The sequence below is a fragment of the Clostridium amazonense genome (assembly GCF_056431285.1).
The window spans coordinates 233,493-251,571 of sequence record NZ_JBWKMH010000024.1; the positions used below are offsets into that span (position 1 = coordinate 233,493).

Sequence of the window (18,079 nt, forward strand, 5' to 3'; positions counted from 1 at the left end):
TTAACTTATTTTTAACCTCTATATAAACATAATAATTAGTTTAATTCTTATGTTTATACTTAGCCTTTTTATTACTAAATATCTATATTAAATTATTAGTTTACATAAAAAAATCCCAAATAAACTAATGTTTATTTGGGATTTTTAAAATTTATTATTTATTTAATTTTAAATACTCAGTTAAGCCTTCTTTTAATATTCTTGCTGCATCAGCTAAAGTTTCTTTATCTAATACATATGCAAGTCTTATTTCATCTTTTCCAAGTCCCTCTGTACCATAGAATCCTTCTGCTGGACAAGGCATTACTGTTTGACCATCTATTTCAAATTCTCTTAATAACCATTTTACGAAATCATCTGCACTTTTTACTGGTAATTTCGCCATTATGTAAAATGCTCCTGTAGGTTTTTTACATATTACTCCTGGAACTTTTACAAGTTCATTATAAAGTACGTCTCTTCTTTCTCTATATTCTTCATTAACTTCTGTTAAATAAGATGTTGGAGTTTTGTAAAGCTCAATAGCACCCACTTGCTCTAATGTTGGAACTGATAATCTTGCTTGACATAATTTTAAAAGTTCTGTCATAACTTCTTTATTTTTAGAAGCTATAGAACCTATTCTAGCTCCACAAGCACTATATCTCTTAGAAACACTATCTACTATTATAACTCTATCTTCTACTTCTTTAATATTTCCAAAGCTTGTATATTCTCCTTCATATACAAATTCTCTGTAAACTTCATCAGCTATTATCCATAAATCATTTTCTTTAGCTATTTCACTAATCATTTCAATTTCTTCTTTAGTGTAAACAACCCCACTTGGATTTCCTGGATTAGATAAAAGTATAGCTGTAGTATTTTTATCTATTCTAGATACTATTTCTTCTTTTGATGGTAAATGGAAACCATTTTCAGCATATGTTGTAACTGGTCTTATAGTAACACCTACAGCATTTGCAAAACTATTGTAGTTTGAATAGAATGGCTCTGGTACTAATATATTATCTCCTTCATTGCATATAGTTAACATTGCAAATAATAATGCTTCACTACCACCATTTACTATTAATATTTCATCCTTATTGAAATTTATATCATAACCTTTGTAGTAGTTTTGTATTGCTTCTATTAATTCTGGAAGACCTTCTGATAATGCATATTCTAAAACGTCTTCTTTGTAGTTTTTAACTGCATCGAAAAATCCGTCTGGTGTTTTTATATCTGGTTGACCTATATTTAAATGATAAACTTTTTTACCACTTTTTTTAGCCTCTGCTGAGTAAGTTAATAATTCCATTATAGTAGATGCTGGAACATTTTTTATTCTTTTTGATATTCTCATTATTATTCCTCCTACGTTAATACAAGATTTTCACCTTTGTAAATTACTATACTATTTTATAACATGTTTTTAAATCTGTCATCTATGTAATCGTTACAATTCTAATAATAACCATAAAATAAATTACATTCAATACTGGATTCTTTATTTTTCTACTTAATGCTATTAATTTTCCCATTTTTAATGTATATTTATACATTATTTAACGAACATCTAAATAACCATATTTATCTTTTAATATATTTCCATAAGTTTTAAATTCTATAGGAAAACTAAATATAGGACCATCAAAAACAAAAGTATGATACTCTCCATTTTCTCCACATGGATCTGCACCAGTTTCTTTTATATCTTTTACTAATTCTTTTGTTAAAGTTTTACCTAAAAACTCTTCATTTAAATAATCAAGATTAATATTTTTAAGTATAGCTTTAAATCCACTATCTATAAATTCATATGTTACTTTTTCTCTATTTTCTTGCCACAATGGAAAAATCGCTTCAAGTTTACTATTTTTACATCTATCACTACACCATTTTCTGTGATTTTCTATATCAATATCACCAAAAACACAGCTGTCTGCACCACTATTTTTAGAATTTTCAAGAACTTCTTCAAATAATTTTTCATAATTTTCACCATTACATTTCATCATTATTAATGGTATATTTAATGATTTTGATATATCATTTAATATCCTTTGTTCTATTCCATGAAACCAACTTCTATTTAATTCCTCATCTACAGTTACCAAAAGACCTACTGGTTCATGCCCTTCTTTTATCATTCTATAAAGAGCTAACGTACTATCTTTTCCACAACTATATGACATAACAAATTTTTTTTTCATAAAATCAACTTATCCTTTCTAAAATATAGCTCATTCACTAATTAATATATATTTTATTATATTAGACTATCATAAATATTTAAATACAAATAATATTTTATATAATAAAAAGCAAAGCAATTTAAAATTACTTCACTTTTTAAAATAAACTTTATTCTTTATATTAAAAATTTCAAAATAAATATTATTCCTATTATAATTGTTGTTATGCTTATATCTTTATATTTTCCTGAACAAACTTTTAATACTATGTAAGATATTATTCCAAAAACTATACCATCTGATATTGAATATGAAAATGGCATCATTATAATAGTTAAGAATGCTGGTATTGCTTCTGTATAATCATTTAATTCAATTTCTTTTATAGGTTCTATCATAAATAATCCAACAAGCACTAATGCTGAAGCTGTTACTGCTGGAGTTATTACTGAAAATATTGGTGATAAGAATAATGCCAAGAAAAACATTACTGCTGTAGAAACTGCTGTAAGTCCCGTTCTTCCACCTTCTGCAACACCTGATGCACTTTCAACAAATGTACTAACAGTACTTGTACCTATACATGCTCCTAATGTTGTTCCTATTGCATCTGCAAAAAGTGCCTTTTTAATATTAGGAACTTTTCCATCTTTATCAAGCATTTTTGCTTTTGTAGCAACACCCACTAAAGTTCCTATAGTATCAAACATATCCATAAATAATAATGTAAATAAAACAATAACCATATCAAAACTAAATATATTATGCCATTCAAAAGTAAAAAATGAAGATTTAATTGATGGTGGCATACTAAATAATTTAGTTGGCATTTCTGTAATTCCCATAGGAATTCCTATTAATGCTGTAGCAAGCATTCCTATAAAAAGTGCACCTTTTACATTTTTACTTAATAATATTGATGTTACTAATATTCCTATTATGGCTAAAAGTCCTGGTCCTGAAATTATATTACCAAGTGCAACTATTGTTCCTCCTCCATCTGGATGAGTTACTATACCGGCACCTTCAAGTCCTATTAATGCTATTAATAACCCAATACCTACTGATATTCCCTTTTTTATATTTTCTGGAATAGAATCTACTATTGCTTCACGAACATTAAAAAGTGTTAAAAATATGAATATAATACCTTCTAAAAGTACTGCAGTTAATGCAAATTGATAAGAATATCCCATTGTTTTTACTATTGTAAATGCAAAGAATGCATTTAATCCCATACCTGGTGCTTGAGCAAATGGAAGCTTTGCATAAAGTCCCATTATTAATGTTGCTATTACAGCTGATAATGCTGTTGCAGTAAATACTGCTCCTGAATCCATTCCTGCTGCTGATAAAATAGACGGATTAACAATTAGAATATATGCCATTGTCATAAACGTTGTTATTCCTGCTATTATTTCCGTTTTTACATCTGTGTTATTTTCTTTAAGATTAAAATATTTTTCCATGCTATCACTCTTTTCGACATTTTTTTGAACACGTTTATTATAATAACACAAAAATTTAAATTACCCAATAGTTTTTACGAACATTTTAAACTTTTTTTTATTTTTTATATGCTATAACGTAGATATATTTATTTTTAAAATCTATATTTATACTTATAAAATAGAAAAACAAGCTTTAAATTTAGTTATAAACCAAATTTAAAGCTTATTTTATATAACTTAAATATGTAAAATACATTGTAAATTAAAATTTAAATAGACGTGTTTCTATTTAACTTGTTTAATAAACTTGTTTATCCTACTGTTTTTATTTTCATTAAATAATTCTTTAGAGTTACTGATCTCAACTATTGAACCATTTTCCATAAATATTATTCTATCTGCTACATCTTTTGCAAAGTTCATTTCATGAGTTACTATAATCATAGTAATTTGAGTTTTAGCTAAATTTCTAATAACATCTAAAACTTCACCAACAAGTTCAGGATCTAATGCAGATGTTGGCTCATCCATAAGTATTATTTCTGGCTCTACAGCTAATGCTCTTGCTATAGCTACTCTTTGCTGCTGACCACCAGATAATTTACATGGATAACAATCCTTTTTATCTTCTAATCCTACTTTTTTTAAATTTTCCAATGCTGTTTCTTTTGCTCTATCTTTACTAACCTTTTTTACAGTAATTAAAGGTTCCATAACATTTTGTATTGCAGTTTTATTTTTAAATAAATTATAATTTTGAAACACCATAGCTGTTCTTTTTCTTATACTTAATATATCTTTTTTATGAGCTGAAGATAAATCTATATTCAATTCACCAAATTTCAAACATCCTTTTTCAGCCTCTTCAAGGAAATTTATACACCTTAACAATGTGGATTTTCCTGTTCCAGAAGGTCCAATAACTGCTATTACTTCACCTTTTTTTATTTCTAGGTTTATATTATTTAATACTTTATTTTCTCCAAAGCTTTTACTCAAATTAATTATTTTTAACATAATAAATACTCCTTATTAAGTTATATTTAGTGACTTTTCTAGTTTATTTTGAATAAATCCAACAATTCCACTTAATGCCCAATAAACTAGAATTACACAAGTAAATGCTTCTAAAAACTTGTATTTTGCTGCTGCTTCTGATTGAGCTGTTGCCATTATTTCAGTTACTCCTATAGTAAATGCTAATGAAGAACCTTTTATTATATCTGCAAAAACATTAGCAAGTGTTGGAATTGCAACTTTTATAGCTTGAGGAAGTATTATTCTTCTCATAGCTTGAAAATATGTCATTCCAAAAGCATATGCTGCTTCCATTTGCCCTTTATCAATAGATTTTATAGCGCCTCTAAAGCTCTCAGAACAATATGCTGCAGCATTTAAACTAAGAACAATTATAGCAGATGTAATTGCACTTAACCCTTTCAATCCTGGTATTAGCTGAATTAATCCAAAATATATAAAAAACAATTGTGCAATTAATGGTGTTCCTCTAAAAAAAGATACATATATTTTTGCTATTTGACAAAGTATAGGTACTTTTGAATCTACTATTAATGCTATTATTGTACCTATAATTAATGCAAAAACTAAAGAAAAAAATGATATTTTTAAAGTTACCATTAAATATTTTAACATTAAAGGAATTAAATCCATTGCAAATTTAAAATCAAATGTAGGCATATAAACCACCTTAATTACTTTCTTTAGTAGTATCTAATCCAAACCACTTGTTTGATAGTTCAGTAAATTTGCCATCCTCATGCATTTCTTTTATAGCTTTATTTACATTTTCTATAATTTCCTTACTTGCTTCTTCTTTTCTAAAAGGATATTGATTTATTTCATATACACCTGTATTTATGTCTGCCACTTTTAAATTTAATTTACCTTGCTCTATAGTAGTTTTTGCTTTAACTTCTGATAACCACCCAGCATCTATTCTTCCTGCTTCTATATCCTTTTCCATAGGTACACCATCAAAAGGTACTATTTCCAATTCTAGATTTTCTTTTTCATTTAGCTCTTTTATTGTTTTTTCTCCATTTCCCCCTAAAACACAACCAACTTTTTTGCCTTTTAATTCTTCAACTTTTGTTATATTACTATCTTTAGGTATTATAAATTTATATTTGCTATATGCATATGTTTCACTAAAATCATATTTTTCTTTTCTTTCAGGTGTAGTAGACATTTGATGCGCTACTGTATCTACTTTTCCTGCATCTAGCATGCCCATTAATCCACTAAATTTGGCAGTTTGAAATTCTATTTCATATCCTGCTCTTTTCCCTATTTCATTCCAAACATCAACTTCAAATCCTTTAGATTCATCATTTTCTTTAAAACACCAAGGAAAATATTCTGTTGACACTCCAACTATAATTTTATGGTTTTTAACTTCTTGTGATGTAGCTTTAGTATCATCCTTACTATTATTTGCTTTACTTCCACATCCTACAAAAATACTTGCACCTACAATTAATGTTGCTACTAAAGCAATTAATCGTTTACTTTTAAATTTCATTTTAACATTCCCCCTATTATTATAAATTTATATATAAAATAATTTTGTAATTAAATTATCTAATATGTAATAATTTATTCATAAAAAATTTTAATTCTCTTTAATATATAAAACTATTAAACTGCATTCAAAATTCTTCTAAAACTTACTTTATCTATCTATTTCTTCAATAGTATATCAATTAATGACTTTAGATTCATTAGTTATTACTATTTATAATAGACTTATATATTTATATTTAAATTACAAAAGAAAATTCTAAATTAAAAAGACTTTATCATAATTCACTTTTTAAATTTATTATAATAAGAAATTTAAATAAGCTTTAAATTTAGTTATAATCCAAATTTAAAGCTTATTTTTAAACTATTTAATTTTACTCATATATTTTCTTTATTTTCATGAATGCATAATCTATAACGGATTCTAAATTACTGTTATTTTTTCCGCCACCTTGAGCTAAAACAGGACTTCCGCCACCTCTTCCATCGATAAGTGTTATACTATCTTTTAAAAGTTCATTCATATTTATATCTTTTAAGCTTTTAGAACATGCAAATATTAAATTTGCTTTTTCTCCATCTTTAAGTGCCATTAAAGCAATTGTATCTTCATGTTCTACAAGTTTTGTTACAAGCTTATTTATGTATTTTGCACTTTCATTTTCATAAACTTTTTTAACTACTGTAACATTATTTATTTTATCTGCTTTATCTATCATTTCTTTAATTTCATATTTAGATAATATATCTCTAATTTTACGATTATCATCTAATAAATCTTTTATTTGTTCATTTAGATTTTTTATTGTATTTATAGCCTCTTCTTCACTGCTGCTTAGATATCTACATATATTGTTTGAAAATAAATCTTTCTTTAAAGAATCATCTATAGCTCTTTTACCTGCTAAAAACTCTATTCTTGTATTTCCTTTATTCTTCTCATACTTTACTATCTTAATCATTCTAAGTTCCATAGTATTACTCGGATGTACACCACAACATGCATTTATATCTAAATCGCCAATTTTAACTACACGTATTTCTTCATTTGTTTTTGGAAGTGCTCTTCTTAACTTTAATTTTTTCAAATCCTTTTTTAATGGAACAAATGATTCAACAACTAAATTTTCATTTATAATACTATTAGCAAGTTTTTCTGCTTCTCTTACCTTTTCCTCATCTAATATTCCTTGTATATCTACAGTACTAAAATCTTTACCTAAATGAAAACTTACAGTATTAGCATTAAAAAGTGTAAAAAAGCAACCTGAAAGAACATGTTGTCCTAAATGTTGATGCATTCCATCTTGTCTTCTATCCCAATTTAATTTACACTTAACTTTATGTATTTTTATAGGTTTTTTATCTACAACATGATATAATGTTCCGTTTTCTTCATACACATTAATAACATTAGAGTTTTCTATTGTTCCTAAGTCGCAAAACTGACCTCCGCCCCCTTCAAAAAAGGCACTTTTATCTAATACCACATGGAATTCATCATCTTTTTCTTTAACATCTACAATTTCAGCAACAAACTCCTTAATATATTGATCTTCATAATAAAGTTTCTCCATTTATAAATCCTCCAAATTTCATTTTATAATTTAATAATTATCTTGCATGTAATTTTCCTTATATTCCTTTGGTGATACCTTAAATGTTTTTTTAAATAACCTGGAAAAATTAGAGTAATCTTTAAATCCACTCTGCATACATGCTTCAGTAATGTTTTTGCCCTTTTTCATAAGACTTATAGCTCTAATAAGTCTTTTCTGCAATATATACTGATAAATGGTGCATCCTGTCTGATCTTTAAACTTATGCATTAAATAATATTTATTTATATATAAAGTTGATGCTAAATATTCAACTGATAAATCTTCAATTAAATTTTCATTTATATATTCTAAAATTTTTTCTATATTCTCATCATACTCAATATCAATTATATTTTCATTTAAATTATTTTTATCTAAAAATAACCTGTTTAGATAAACCATAAATTGCAAAAATAACGAATTACTCAATATATGACTTCCAAATTCATCATCATTTTTAGATTTTTCTAACTCAAAAAGTACAGGTTTTAATTTTTCTAAAAATACTTTATTTAATCTTAAAAGATTCATTTTCTCTAAAGATGATTTATTAAAGCAACTTAGAAGGTTACATTCATCACTGTTATGACTAATTATGAATTTTGAATTCACCCATATTACAATTCTTTCATAAACTTCACTTGAATCTATTATAGGTCTATGAATTTCATTGCTATTTACTAAAAGTATATCCCATGGCTTTAATTTATAAGCTTTCCCTTCTATTAAATAAGTAACTTTACCTGAAAGAAATATAATTATCTTATTAAAATCATGATAATGAAATTCAAATTCTAGATCTTTTTTATCCTTTAAATGAAATATTTCAAAATCTTTTTTTAGATAACCTCTTTTATTTTCTTCTTCCATTATCCTTCTCCCAATCAATTTTTATTTGAAATAATTACTGTTCCCTTTACTAACATTATTCGCATCTGATATTTGAATAATTTCATTTTTTTAGTTTGGAACCCTATATAGAAATACAAGTTTAAAGTTTAAGTTATTCATGTTTCAGTTGAGAATTTTAATTTTAAGTTTTAATCTATATTTTTTAAAATTGACAACTGGTTCCAAATATAAATATACCAATAAACTGTAAGATTAGTAGTATCATTTGAGAAATACATTACTTTAAATTTGAACTTGGAACCCTATAATAGCTTAGTTTTAACCCCTTTGTAAATATATACTATTAACTATATCATATAACAAAAAAAACTACTACATTGTCAATTATAGTAGTTTAACACTTTATTTTAAAATATTATTTTGAATTTTTATAAATTCTTTTAATTCATCTACTGTGCTAGTTATAAATTCATAAGTCAAATAATCTGGATTACACATTCTTATTATTTCTCTTACTTTTTCACTTTCAAAAGGTTTATGCTGATCTATCTTCATAATGTAATAAAATAAATTTTCTTTCATTTCTTCTATAGACCCATTCTTTAAAATTTCTATTTCCTTTTTTCTATCATAACTATCAGAATAATTAAGATGTATACCTTTTATGTATTTTATATTTTCTTTTAAATCTTCTAAAACTTTAATTATGTATAATGCTGCTTCATTGCTATTTTTAATGTCCATATTATTATGTAACAAATGTCCTGTATCAAGCATTATTCCTTTATTTTTATATTGAATACCACTCATTAATTTTTCTATTATATTATTTTCTAATAATGTAAGTCCAGTCCACCATAAATTTTCAAATAATATAGTAACACTACAATCTAAACCATTTAAAATTTGATTTACTAAATCTATAGTTTCATTTATAATTTCTTCATTGCTATATTTAAATTTTAAATCATATGCTTCTCTAATAGCTACATTAAAAACATGAAATACCACATATTTAGCACCGATTTTATCTGCAATCTTTATTTCTTTTCTATATTTTTCTATTAATATCTCTTTATTTAATGCACCATAGTACTTTTTTATCTCATTTTCATCTTTAAACTGATTCAATAAAGCTTCTCTATCTTCTCTCCAAAAATCCATCCAATTAGAGTAAGATGATAAATGTACTCCTTTTATTAAATCTTTATTTATTGATTTCTCATTTAAATTCTCTATTTCTAAAAGCTCTATACCATCTAAGTTATTCTCTTTCAAAAATTTTTCAAGCTCCATACTATCATGATTAAATCTTTCTAAATCACAATCATATGTAGACATATTCATGACTTTAATCAAGTTATCACCTCATAATTTTCTATTATGTACTCACTATTTTAAATTTAAAATATTATATTTATATTTTGTTTCTATTATTTTAAAGTATTCCTAAATAAAAATAAAGATGAAAATTGTATTTCCATCTTTATTTCTATATTTATATCATTATTTTTGAAAATCTTTTTCAAATTCATCTAATGAATCTTTAAGTAATGTAACAGTGTAAGCCATGCTTGGACCACCACCGAAAGCTACTGCTACCATTGCTGCTTCTAATATTTCTTGTCTTGTTGCACCAGCTTCTAGAGCTTTGTAAACATGGAATACTATACAATATTCACAACGACTATATGCAGCTATAGAAACACTTATAAGTTCTTTTGTTTTTGTGCTTAAACCATCTTCCTTATATGTAGTTCCTAATAAATTCATAAATGCTCTTACATGCTCTATGTTAGTCTTTCCTAAGCCATTTAATCCGCTTTGAAACTCTTTCAACATTTTTCTTGGATCTTTACTCATTTTCTCTTCCCCCTAAAATTATTCTAAATAAAATATGTTAGAAACTTTTAATTAGTATTTAAAATAATTGTAATTTAGCCATTAATTACAATTCAAACATAACATTTAACAAATCATTTGTCAAATTATTTCGATTTTTCTTTTTATTAAAGTATATCTTATTTTGTAATATAATTTTATTATGTTAAATGTTCTTTTTAAAGAGCATATAGGAGGTTATTTTATGTCTAATAAAAATTTAGAAATGATGAAAAAAATTATTGAAGACAAAAAGAAAGCTAGTGCTAATCAAAATTCTAAGGGACGTCCTCAAAAATCCATAGGTGGAGCTCAAAAAGCACGTATAAGCACTAAAAATGGTGGGGTTTTTGATAAATAAATATTTTTATAGTAGAACAGGCTCGAATGTAAATATTTTCGAGCCTATAAATCCAATACTTTATTATATAAATTCTAAAATGTATTAAAATTTAAAATTATCTACTATTTTATCTATTTCCTCTGCTAAAGAGTTTAATTTTTCACAAGATGCTGTAACTTCTTCAAGTGATGCACATTGCTCTTCTGTTGCAGCACTTACTTTTTGGGATGATTCTAGTACATTTTGACCTGAAGATGCTATTTCATTAACTTTAATAACTACAACTTCCTTACTTTCATTTATATTGTAAAGTGAGTTATTCACTCTTTCAACATTCTCATTAACTTTATCCATACTATTTAATATATTTTTAAAATTATCATTTGTTGAGTCTACACTGATATTAGTTTTACTCATAAGATTTGATGCATTTATAGTTTTTTCTATAACACTATTTATTATATCTTTCATTTGATTTACAACATCATTTATTTGTGTTGCAGAGTTTGAAGACTCAATAGCAAGCTTTTTAACTTCATCTGCTACAACCATAAATCCTTTTCCAACCTCTCCAGCCCTAGAAGCTTCAATACTAGCATTTAATGCTAAAAGATTAGTTTGATCTGTTATTTCTTTAATGCTTTTAACAATATATTCTATTTTACTAGAACTTTCATTTAATAATTCTACTTCTTTAGTCATTTCATTATTTGCTGCTAAATTTTTATTGAAAATATCTCTTAACTCAGTTATAGACTTTATTCCATAATCACAACAAAGTTTTGTATCTTTACATGCATTGTTAAGTTCTTCACTATACAAATTAGAACTATTTATTTCTTCTTCTAAATCTTTTATTCTATCTGTAATTTTTTCAATATCACTATTTTGATTATCTGAAATACTGGCAACATTAGTTATATTTTCAGCAATTTCTATAGATGCATCACTACTTTGCATTGTTTGTTTAGAAACAGAATTTGCAGATTCTTTAAGGGTTGATGATGCAACTTTTAAGTTTTCTAATATATTACAAATACTATTTATAGTAACCTTTAATGCATTATTTATAGAATATAATTCAATATTTAAGTTTTTATCTTCTTCTATTTCTAAAGTAAAATCTCCATGCCCCATTGTATTTATATTATTGGTAACTTTTACTATAGGTTTAACTATTTTCCTCTTTATAATTAAATTTAATAAAATTATTACTATTGGTATATAAACTACACAAAATAATATTGCTGAATTTACAGATTTTATACATTTGCTCATAACTTCTTTTTGCGGTAACATAGATAAAATACTCCAATTCATAGAATTGTTTTTAACATTATGTACATACATCTTTTCGTTATTCACATCTATTACATTAAAATCTAGTTCATTTTCTATTACATTTTTTACTTCTTCAAATTCATCTATATTTTTAGTAATAAGCTCACTATCTTTATGACTTATAATTATCCCTGAATTGCTTATTACCTCAGCATATCCTTCTTTTCCTATTGTCATTTTTGAAACTTTTTCTGATAACTTATCTAAATTTATATCTGATGCTAAAACACCAATTTCCTTACCATTCTTATCTTTTATAAGTTTTGCAAACGTAATCATATATGTGCCCTTATTAATAGTATCTTCATAAGGTTCTGTAACAACTACATCTCCTTCATTACTTTTAGCCACTTTATACCATGGTCTTTCTTTAGGATCATATTTTTTATCAACATTTTTGCTTACTGGCCTTATAACGTCTCCATTAATAGTTCCTATATAAATAGATTCTACATCCTCCATACTATTAATATAATCTTCAAACATCTCCCTAGTTTTATTTTTAATATGTTGGTCATTTAAATTTAATAACTCTTCACTTTTAGATACATACTCCATTCCATCTTTATTTCTAGAATAAAGATAATCAACAAATGATGAAATATCTTGCGTTTCTAAATCCATTATATTAATAACATCATCTTTGATACTATCTACTGTTGTAAAGCTATTAACTAAAGTTACAATAACTACAGATAAAATTAGAAATGTTGTAATCCAAATAATCAGCTCTTTATAAATAGTTTTTCTCATAAAAATACCCTCCCTAAATATTTTATCGAAACAGCTATAATATTCTGAATATTTTTTGAAAAACTTTTATATTTTTAAACTTTATACAAATATTGTATAAAATTTCATGGTGATTATTCGTTTAAAATACATAAAAATAAGGAATGTTATTACACATTCCTTGCTTTTATATATATTTATACTATTAATTCAAAAACTATATCTTCTATACTTACGGAGTGATAGCTTTTCTTTAATTTGCTAAATTTATTTTTTACATTATCTCTAATATTATCTATATATGACTTCCTAAATGGAAGATATTTTTCTATATTCTTTACATATTCTTTAGTAAAATATTCTCTTCCTAATACTATTGCAAACATTATCATTTTTATACAATTATCTTTTATAAGTTCTTTTAATTGAATTACATTATCACATTTAAAACAAGTAGCATTATCTATTAAGTTTAAAGTAAAATTTATCAATTTATTCGCTATTACATCTAGTGGATATTTATTTGCAATTTGAGATACTACAGTCATATGATTGTTTTCTATATCTTCTTTTACATCCTGAAAATCATCACAAATTTGAAGTAAAAATCCATATCCATATGCAAACTCTTTTTCTTCATCACTTAAATTTCCATTTACAAGATAAGCATCTGCAAGCACAGATGCTCCACCCTTTTCTATAGATATTTTAAGCATATCTCTTTCATATGGTATACTTAAACATTCTTGATGTATGAGACTATTTTTTTGTCCCTCATGAATTAATAAAAGGCTCTCATAAACATCTTTGTATTTATCTCTTTCAAATACTTCTTCTATATTTTTAACTAGTTTATATATTTTCAACTTATAAGCTCCTTCTAATTCAACATATTCATCATTTAATATTTTAGAAAAAAACTCATTAAACTGAATTTTTTCTTTCATAGATATATTTACATTATCTAAATAATTATCTGTATAAGGATATAACATGCTATATCCAAATATAGCTTTTGTAAAACATATATCTTTCCCCATAATATTTTGAAGTATATTCACTATCCATACATTTCTCATAGCTTGACCTATTTCATCATACTTTATTTCATCATCAAATTCTTTACATTCCTCTATAAATTTCTTTGTACTTATAAAAAACTGATTTTTCATATTGCTATTTATTCTACCTAATTTAAAAATGTCTTCATTTAAAATCATTTCATCTATAAGTTTATTTCCTCTTTCTTTCCAAACTTTTCTACTATTTAATTCCAGTGGAAAACTTTCTATATGCTCTATAAGTAAATCAATAAAGGAATCGAATTTTTTCTCAATCTTTCTCTTTTCTATATAGTTGATAGTTTTCATATTTAAGTTCAATTCTACATCAGTGTCATACCATTTTTCTCTAAAAAAATCATTTAAATATTGTACATTTTCTAAATATGCCATTGAATTAAATCCCCCATATTTCATATCCTTACTAAAAAGTATATATGGAATATATACTAAAATCTATACAATTTAAAAAATATATACTTTTACAAAATATTGTATATTTGTTAATCTATATTTATTAAAGTTATATCATTTAGGAGGAAAGTAAATGAATTCAGAAATAAATCATAAAAGAATTATAGAAATTGTGAAAAATAATTTAACATGTTCAGCACACAATTTAGATCATGTGTTTAGAGTGTACAACCTTTGTTTATTCATTGCAAAATACGAAGAAAATGTTGACTTAAATGTTCTTATTCCCTCAGCCTTATTGCATGATATTGCAAGAGTTAAAGAAAGTCAAGATAAAACAGGAGTAATCGATCATTCTGTTTTAGGAAGTTCCATGGCAGAGGATATTTTAAAAGATTTAAACTATCAAAAAACTACAATTGAAAAAATTAAACATTGCATTTTGACTCATAGATTTAGAACTGGAAATGAACCTACTTCAATTGAAGCAAAAATACTTTTTGATTCGGATAAGTTAGATATTATTGGTGCAAGTGGAATTGCTCGCACTTTTATGTTAGCAGGTCAATTTGGACAACGATTAGAAATTATTCAAGATTTAAATCACTACCTTGAACATAATACTACTGAAAATGGTAGAATAAAAGATGTTTCAAAACATAACCCATTTATAGAATACGAAATAAAATTTAAAAAAATTCCTGATAAATTATATACTAAAAAGGGCAAAGAAATTGCAAACGAAAGACTAAAATTTATGGATGATTATTTTGACAGATTAAAAAAAGAAATAAATGGATTTAAATAGCCTTTACAAAAAAACAAAGAGTCCAAAAGACTCTTTGTTTTCTCATTATCCAAATAATGCTTTAAATTTTTCTTCTTCACTTTCAGAGTGTGTAACAAATCCAACAGCTACTTTATTATCTGTTGCTTCAATAATTTTTCTTGCTCCATCTTCACAAAAAGCACCACATAACTCTATAAGTTTCACATTTTCTCTTAAAAGCTTTTTAGAAAGTTCTACTGCTTCTTCTAAAGAATCTACTCCATATACTGATACTTCTGTTCCATTATGATTTATTAAAGCCTTTTGCTTTTCATGACTAAAACCTCTGCACATAAAGATAAACGCAAATTTAAATGGTGTCATAAAATCATACCCTTCCTATTTGTAATTTACCTTTATATTAACATATTACACATTTTCCATCTTTACATTTTCTATTATATTTTCTTTTTTCAATTTTTTTATTGGGAAATATGCTGCTAAGTATACAATTGCAAAAATCGCTACTACAGTTATTGCTACATATATAAATGGAAATTCATATTTAAATGCAATAGTTTTTTTAAGTCCATTATAAATTGCATAATTTATAAGAAGTCCTATAGGTAGTCCTATAAATAGTGACATTATTCCATAATACATACTTTCAAAATATAATATTTTATTTAATCCCTTAGGAGTAACCCCTATAGATTGTATCATTGCAAACTCCCTTTTTCTAAGTGCAATGTTAGTTTGAATAGTATTTACTATGTTAGATACACTTATAAGTGCTATGATAGCTACAAATCCATTTAAGAATATTCTCATTACTATCTTAGTTTGATCTAGATTTTTTCTTTCTTCATCCATACTTGAAACAAATATTGTTTCCTCTGATTCTATTTTCTCTAATTGCTTAGCTGTCTTTTTAGTATCATTAGATTTTATATTTATTGAATGATATACACCCGTTTTAGCATCTAATTTCAAAGCATTCACTACATTATTAAATACATTTTCATTTGTTATTAAAAGTGGTCCTTTTAATGTTTTATCAAGGCCTATTGGCACTTTATCTGTAATTTTTAATATTTTTACTTTAGTTTCACCATTATTTTCCTTATTTAAAGTTATATAGTCACCAACCTTTAAATTTAATACTTCAAATTCTGTTGCATTACCATTTCCCATAAATATATTAGAATTTACTAAAATTACACCGTTTTCCTTTATAGCCTCTTCTTTATTAAAACTATCAATATCTGATTTTTTAATGTAATTTTCTATTTCAGAATCTGTAATTGCACAAAATCTAGATTTTAAAGTAGTATCACCCTTAACTTCAAACATTTCTTTAGCCTTATCTGTAAATTCACTTTCTTTAAACTTAGACTCACAAGTCATAAAACTTAAATTAGTTATATCTTCTATATTACTAACAGAATTTATTTTTTTTCTAGCTCCATCTGTGATTGTGCCAGCTATATAAAAATCATAATTAAAACTACCACTAGCAATATCAAAAGTCTTTACAAATGTGCCTTCTATAGATGTAAATGTTAAAAATAATACTATACTAAATACAAGTGATAATAAAGTTATTCTATATTTTTTCTTATTTCTCTTTAAGTTTTTATATGATAACTGACCTTCAACACCAAATATTTTCTTCATAATTCTTCCAGATTTAACCTTTTTAAATTTATAATCCTTTTGCCCTCTTATTCCTTCTATAGGCGATGTTTTTGCCGCTGCATGTGCTGGCATTAATGCAGATATTATTATTGTTATAAACACAACTAAAAAACTTATTAAAACAACTCTTAATGTTATAACTCCATGTAAATTCATTATTCCTATAGCAGACTCTTTTAAAAATGTGTTTATTATTTTAAATACAAGCTTTAATGCTACAGTTCCACATAATATCCCTATAGGTATTGACACTACACTCATCATCATAGCTTCAATAAATACAACTTTTTTTATTTGTCCTTTTGTTGCTCCTACAGATGCTAAAGTTGAAAATGCTTTTTTTCTTTCTAATATAGATATTGAAAACGCATTATATACTGTTGCAATAGTTGCAATTAGCACTAATGTTCCTATTCCTATACAGAAATTTGTCATAAATTTATTAAAAGAATCATAATTACTCTGTCCATAAATTGTAAGTAATGCTTCATTATAACTGATTGGGTAAACCATGTTTTGATATTCATCTTTAACTTTTTCTATATCAGCTTTAGCACTCATATCTTCAAATTGTGCTCTTATATCTTTCTTACTTTTTAAAGTTAGGTACACATTATAATCTTTAGATTCATTTATGTTATCTATACAACTTGTCGCAAAGAAATTATGTCCACTTTCACTTTCACCTATTGAATTTGTTATTCCAACAATTTTAAATGACTTTTCTTTTTGATTTTTATTTTTATCTATAACTTTTAAATCTACTTCACTACCTATATTAAGATTTTGTCCTAATTTTTCTAAAGTTATTCTACTAACTGCTATTTCATTTGAATTTTTTGGGAAACTTCCTTCTTTTATTTCCATTGGTATTAAACCTTTTGGTTCATCACTTAATGCATTTATTATTAACGTTTTGTTTTTATAGTTAGTTAATGGTACAACCCCTATAGCTTCTTCTACAATTGATTCACTAGTATTAACAGAATCCTCTAAATATTTGACTTTTGCACCCTTTATACTGTTAAATTCACCATAATAAAAACCATTTTCTTCTACAGCAGTTCTATAATTAAATTCAATCATTGTTTCAGCTATGGTACCTATCCCTGAAATTAAGGCTGCTGAAAGTATTATACCTATCATAGTAACTATTGTTCTCTTTTTATTTTTGCTCATATATTTTTTTGTAAGCGATGTATAGAACCCCAT

Annotated in this window: 16 protein-coding genes; 2 read left to right on the forward strand and 14 right to left on the reverse strand. The window is 25.4% G+C overall.

Going from position 1 to position 18,079, the window contains the following annotated elements; translation table 11 throughout:
- Positions 1-154: 154 nt before the first annotated feature.
- From AC07E4_RS10465 to AC07E4_RS10510, 10 genes are all read right to left on the reverse strand, one after another.
- On the reverse strand, positions 155-1,348 hold the full coding sequence (locus AC07E4_RS10465) for a pyridoxal phosphate-dependent aminotransferase (RefSeq protein ID WP_478216349.1): 1,194 nt from the start codon (positions 1,346-1,348) through the stop codon (positions 155-157).
- A 202-nt stretch (positions 1,349-1,550) separates the two neighbouring features.
- The gene (locus AC07E4_RS10470) at positions 1,551-2,198 is read right to left on the reverse strand and encodes a Dph6-related ATP pyrophosphatase (protein WP_040328841.1); all 648 of its coding nucleotides are present in this window, start codon (positions 2,196-2,198) and stop codon (positions 1,551-1,553) included.
- 158 nt (positions 2,199-2,356) lie between these two features.
- A complete protein-coding gene (locus AC07E4_RS10475; protein ID WP_040328840.1) occupies positions 2,357-3,649 on the reverse strand; it encodes an NCS2 family permease in 1,293 nt (430 codons plus the stop codon).
- A 267-nt stretch (positions 3,650-3,916) separates the two neighbouring features.
- Complete coding sequence (locus AC07E4_RS10480; protein WP_040328838.1) at positions 3,917-4,648, reverse strand: amino acid ABC transporter ATP-binding protein; 732 nt, start codon at positions 4,646-4,648, stop codon at positions 3,917-3,919.
- Between the two features lie 15 nt (positions 4,649-4,663).
- Positions 4,664-5,329 carry an amino acid ABC transporter permease gene (locus tag AC07E4_RS10485; protein WP_040328836.1) on the reverse strand — a complete coding sequence of 222 codons (666 nt, stop codon included), beginning with the start codon at positions 5,327-5,329 and terminating at the stop codon, positions 4,664-4,666.
- A gap of 10 nt (positions 5,330-5,339) precedes the next feature.
- Positions 5,340-6,173, reverse strand: a complete 834-nt coding sequence (locus AC07E4_RS10490; RefSeq protein WP_478216350.1) for a transporter substrate-binding domain-containing protein — start codon at positions 6,171-6,173, stop codon at positions 5,340-5,342.
- 376 nt (positions 6,174-6,549) lie between these two features.
- Positions 6,550-7,752 carry an alanyl-tRNA editing protein gene (locus AC07E4_RS10495; protein ID WP_040328834.1) on the reverse strand — a complete coding sequence of 401 codons (1,203 nt, stop codon included), beginning with the start codon at positions 7,750-7,752 and terminating at the stop codon, positions 6,550-6,552.
- 30 nt (positions 7,753-7,782) lie between these two features.
- Positions 7,783-8,646, reverse strand: a complete 864-nt coding sequence (locus AC07E4_RS10500; RefSeq protein WP_040328833.1) for an AraC family transcriptional regulator — start codon at positions 8,644-8,646, stop codon at positions 7,783-7,785.
- A gap of 384 nt (positions 8,647-9,030) precedes the next feature.
- Positions 9,031-9,987 carry a TIM barrel protein gene (locus AC07E4_RS10505; RefSeq protein ID WP_040328831.1) on the reverse strand — a complete coding sequence of 319 codons (957 nt, stop codon included), beginning with the start codon at positions 9,985-9,987 and terminating at the stop codon, positions 9,031-9,033.
- Positions 9,988-10,134: 147 nt separating this feature from the next.
- Positions 10,135-10,491 carry a carboxymuconolactone decarboxylase family protein gene (locus tag AC07E4_RS10510; RefSeq protein WP_040328830.1) on the reverse strand — a complete coding sequence of 119 codons (357 nt, stop codon included), beginning with the start codon at positions 10,489-10,491 and terminating at the stop codon, positions 10,135-10,137.
- A 223-nt stretch (positions 10,492-10,714) separates the two neighbouring features.
- Here AC07E4_RS10510 and AC07E4_RS10515 point away from each other — a divergent pair, with 223 nt between their 5' ends.
- On the forward strand, positions 10,715-10,870 hold the full coding sequence (locus tag AC07E4_RS10515) for a hypothetical protein (RefSeq protein WP_187372137.1): 156 nt from the start codon (positions 10,715-10,717) through the stop codon (positions 10,868-10,870).
- A gap of 84 nt (positions 10,871-10,954) precedes the next feature.
- Here AC07E4_RS10515 and AC07E4_RS10520 read toward each other — a convergent pair whose 3' ends face one another.
- Both AC07E4_RS10520 and AC07E4_RS10525 read right to left on the reverse strand, forming a co-directional pair.
- The gene (locus AC07E4_RS10520; RefSeq protein WP_040328828.1) at positions 10,955-12,946 is read right to left on the reverse strand and encodes a methyl-accepting chemotaxis protein; all 1,992 of its coding nucleotides are present in this window, start codon (positions 12,944-12,946) and stop codon (positions 10,955-10,957) included.
- 176 nt (positions 12,947-13,122) lie between these two features.
- The gene (locus AC07E4_RS10525) at positions 13,123-14,379 is read right to left on the reverse strand and encodes a hypothetical protein (protein WP_040328827.1); all 1,257 of its coding nucleotides are present in this window, start codon (positions 14,377-14,379) and stop codon (positions 13,123-13,125) included.
- Positions 14,380-14,533: 154 nt separating this feature from the next.
- Here AC07E4_RS10525 and AC07E4_RS10530 point away from each other — a divergent pair, with 154 nt between their 5' ends.
- Complete coding sequence (locus tag AC07E4_RS10530; protein ID WP_478216351.1) at positions 14,534-15,208, forward strand: HD domain-containing protein; 675 nt, start codon at positions 14,534-14,536, stop codon at positions 15,206-15,208.
- 45 nt (positions 15,209-15,253) lie between these two features.
- Here the strand turns inward: AC07E4_RS10530 and AC07E4_RS10535 are convergent, their stop codons facing one another.
- Together AC07E4_RS10535 and AC07E4_RS10540 are read right to left on the reverse strand one after the other, a co-directional pair.
- Entirely contained in the window at positions 15,254-15,553 is a 300-nt protein-coding gene (locus AC07E4_RS10535) for a DUF6506 family protein (RefSeq protein ID WP_203226298.1), read from the reverse strand.
- Positions 15,554-15,598: 45 nt separating this feature from the next.
- A complete protein-coding gene (locus AC07E4_RS10540) occupies positions 15,599-18,079 on the reverse strand; it encodes an ABC transporter permease (protein ID WP_478216352.1) in 2,481 nt (826 codons plus the stop codon).

Coding starts and splice junctions, on each gene's coding strand:
- AC07E4_RS10465 (WP_478216349.1), bottom strand. CDS start 1,348: ATGAGAATATCAAAAAGAATAAAAAATGTTCCAGCATCTACTATAATG.
- AC07E4_RS10470 (WP_040328841.1), bottom strand. CDS start 2,198: ATGAAAAAAAAATTTGTTATGTCATATAGTTGTGGAAAAGATAGTACG.
- AC07E4_RS10475 (WP_040328840.1), bottom strand. CDS start 3,649: ATGGAAAAATATTTTAATCTTAAAGAAAATAACACAGATGTAAAAACG.
- AC07E4_RS10480 (WP_040328838.1), bottom strand. CDS start 4,648: ATGTTAAAAATAATTAATTTGAGTAAAAGCTTTGGAGAAAATAAAGTA.
- AC07E4_RS10485 (WP_040328836.1), bottom strand. CDS start 5,329: ATGCCTACATTTGATTTTAAATTTGCAATGGATTTAATTCCTTTAATG.
- AC07E4_RS10490 (WP_478216350.1), bottom strand. CDS start 6,173: ATGAAATTTAAAAGTAAACGATTAATTGCTTTAGTAGCAACATTAATT.
- AC07E4_RS10495 (WP_040328834.1), bottom strand. CDS start 7,752: ATGGAGAAACTTTATTATGAAGATCAATATATTAAGGAGTTTGTTGCT.
- AC07E4_RS10500 (WP_040328833.1), bottom strand. CDS start 8,646: ATGGAAGAAGAAAATAAAAGAGGTTATCTAAAAAAAGATTTTGAAATA.
- AC07E4_RS10510 (WP_040328830.1), bottom strand. CDS start 10,491: ATGAGTAAAGATCCAAGAAAAATGTTGAAAGAGTTTCAAAGCGGATTA.
- AC07E4_RS10515 (WP_187372137.1), top strand. CDS start 10,715: ATGTCTAATAAAAATTTAGAAATGATGAAAAAAATTATTGAAGACAAA.
- AC07E4_RS10520 (WP_040328828.1), bottom strand. CDS start 12,946: ATGAGAAAAACTATTTATAAAGAGCTGATTATTTGGATTACAACATTT.
- AC07E4_RS10525 (WP_040328827.1), bottom strand. CDS start 14,379: ATGGCATATTTAGAAAATGTACAATATTTAAATGATTTTTTTAGAGAA.
- AC07E4_RS10530 (WP_478216351.1), top strand. CDS start 14,534: ATGAATTCAGAAATAAATCATAAAAGAATTATAGAAATTGTGAAAAAT.
- AC07E4_RS10535 (WP_203226298.1), bottom strand. CDS start 15,553: ATGACACCATTTAAATTTGCGTTTATCTTTATGTGCAGAGGTTTTAGT.
- AC07E4_RS10540 (WP_478216352.1), bottom strand. CDS start 18,079: ATGGGGTTCTATACATCGCTTACAAAAAAATATATGAGCAAAAATAAA.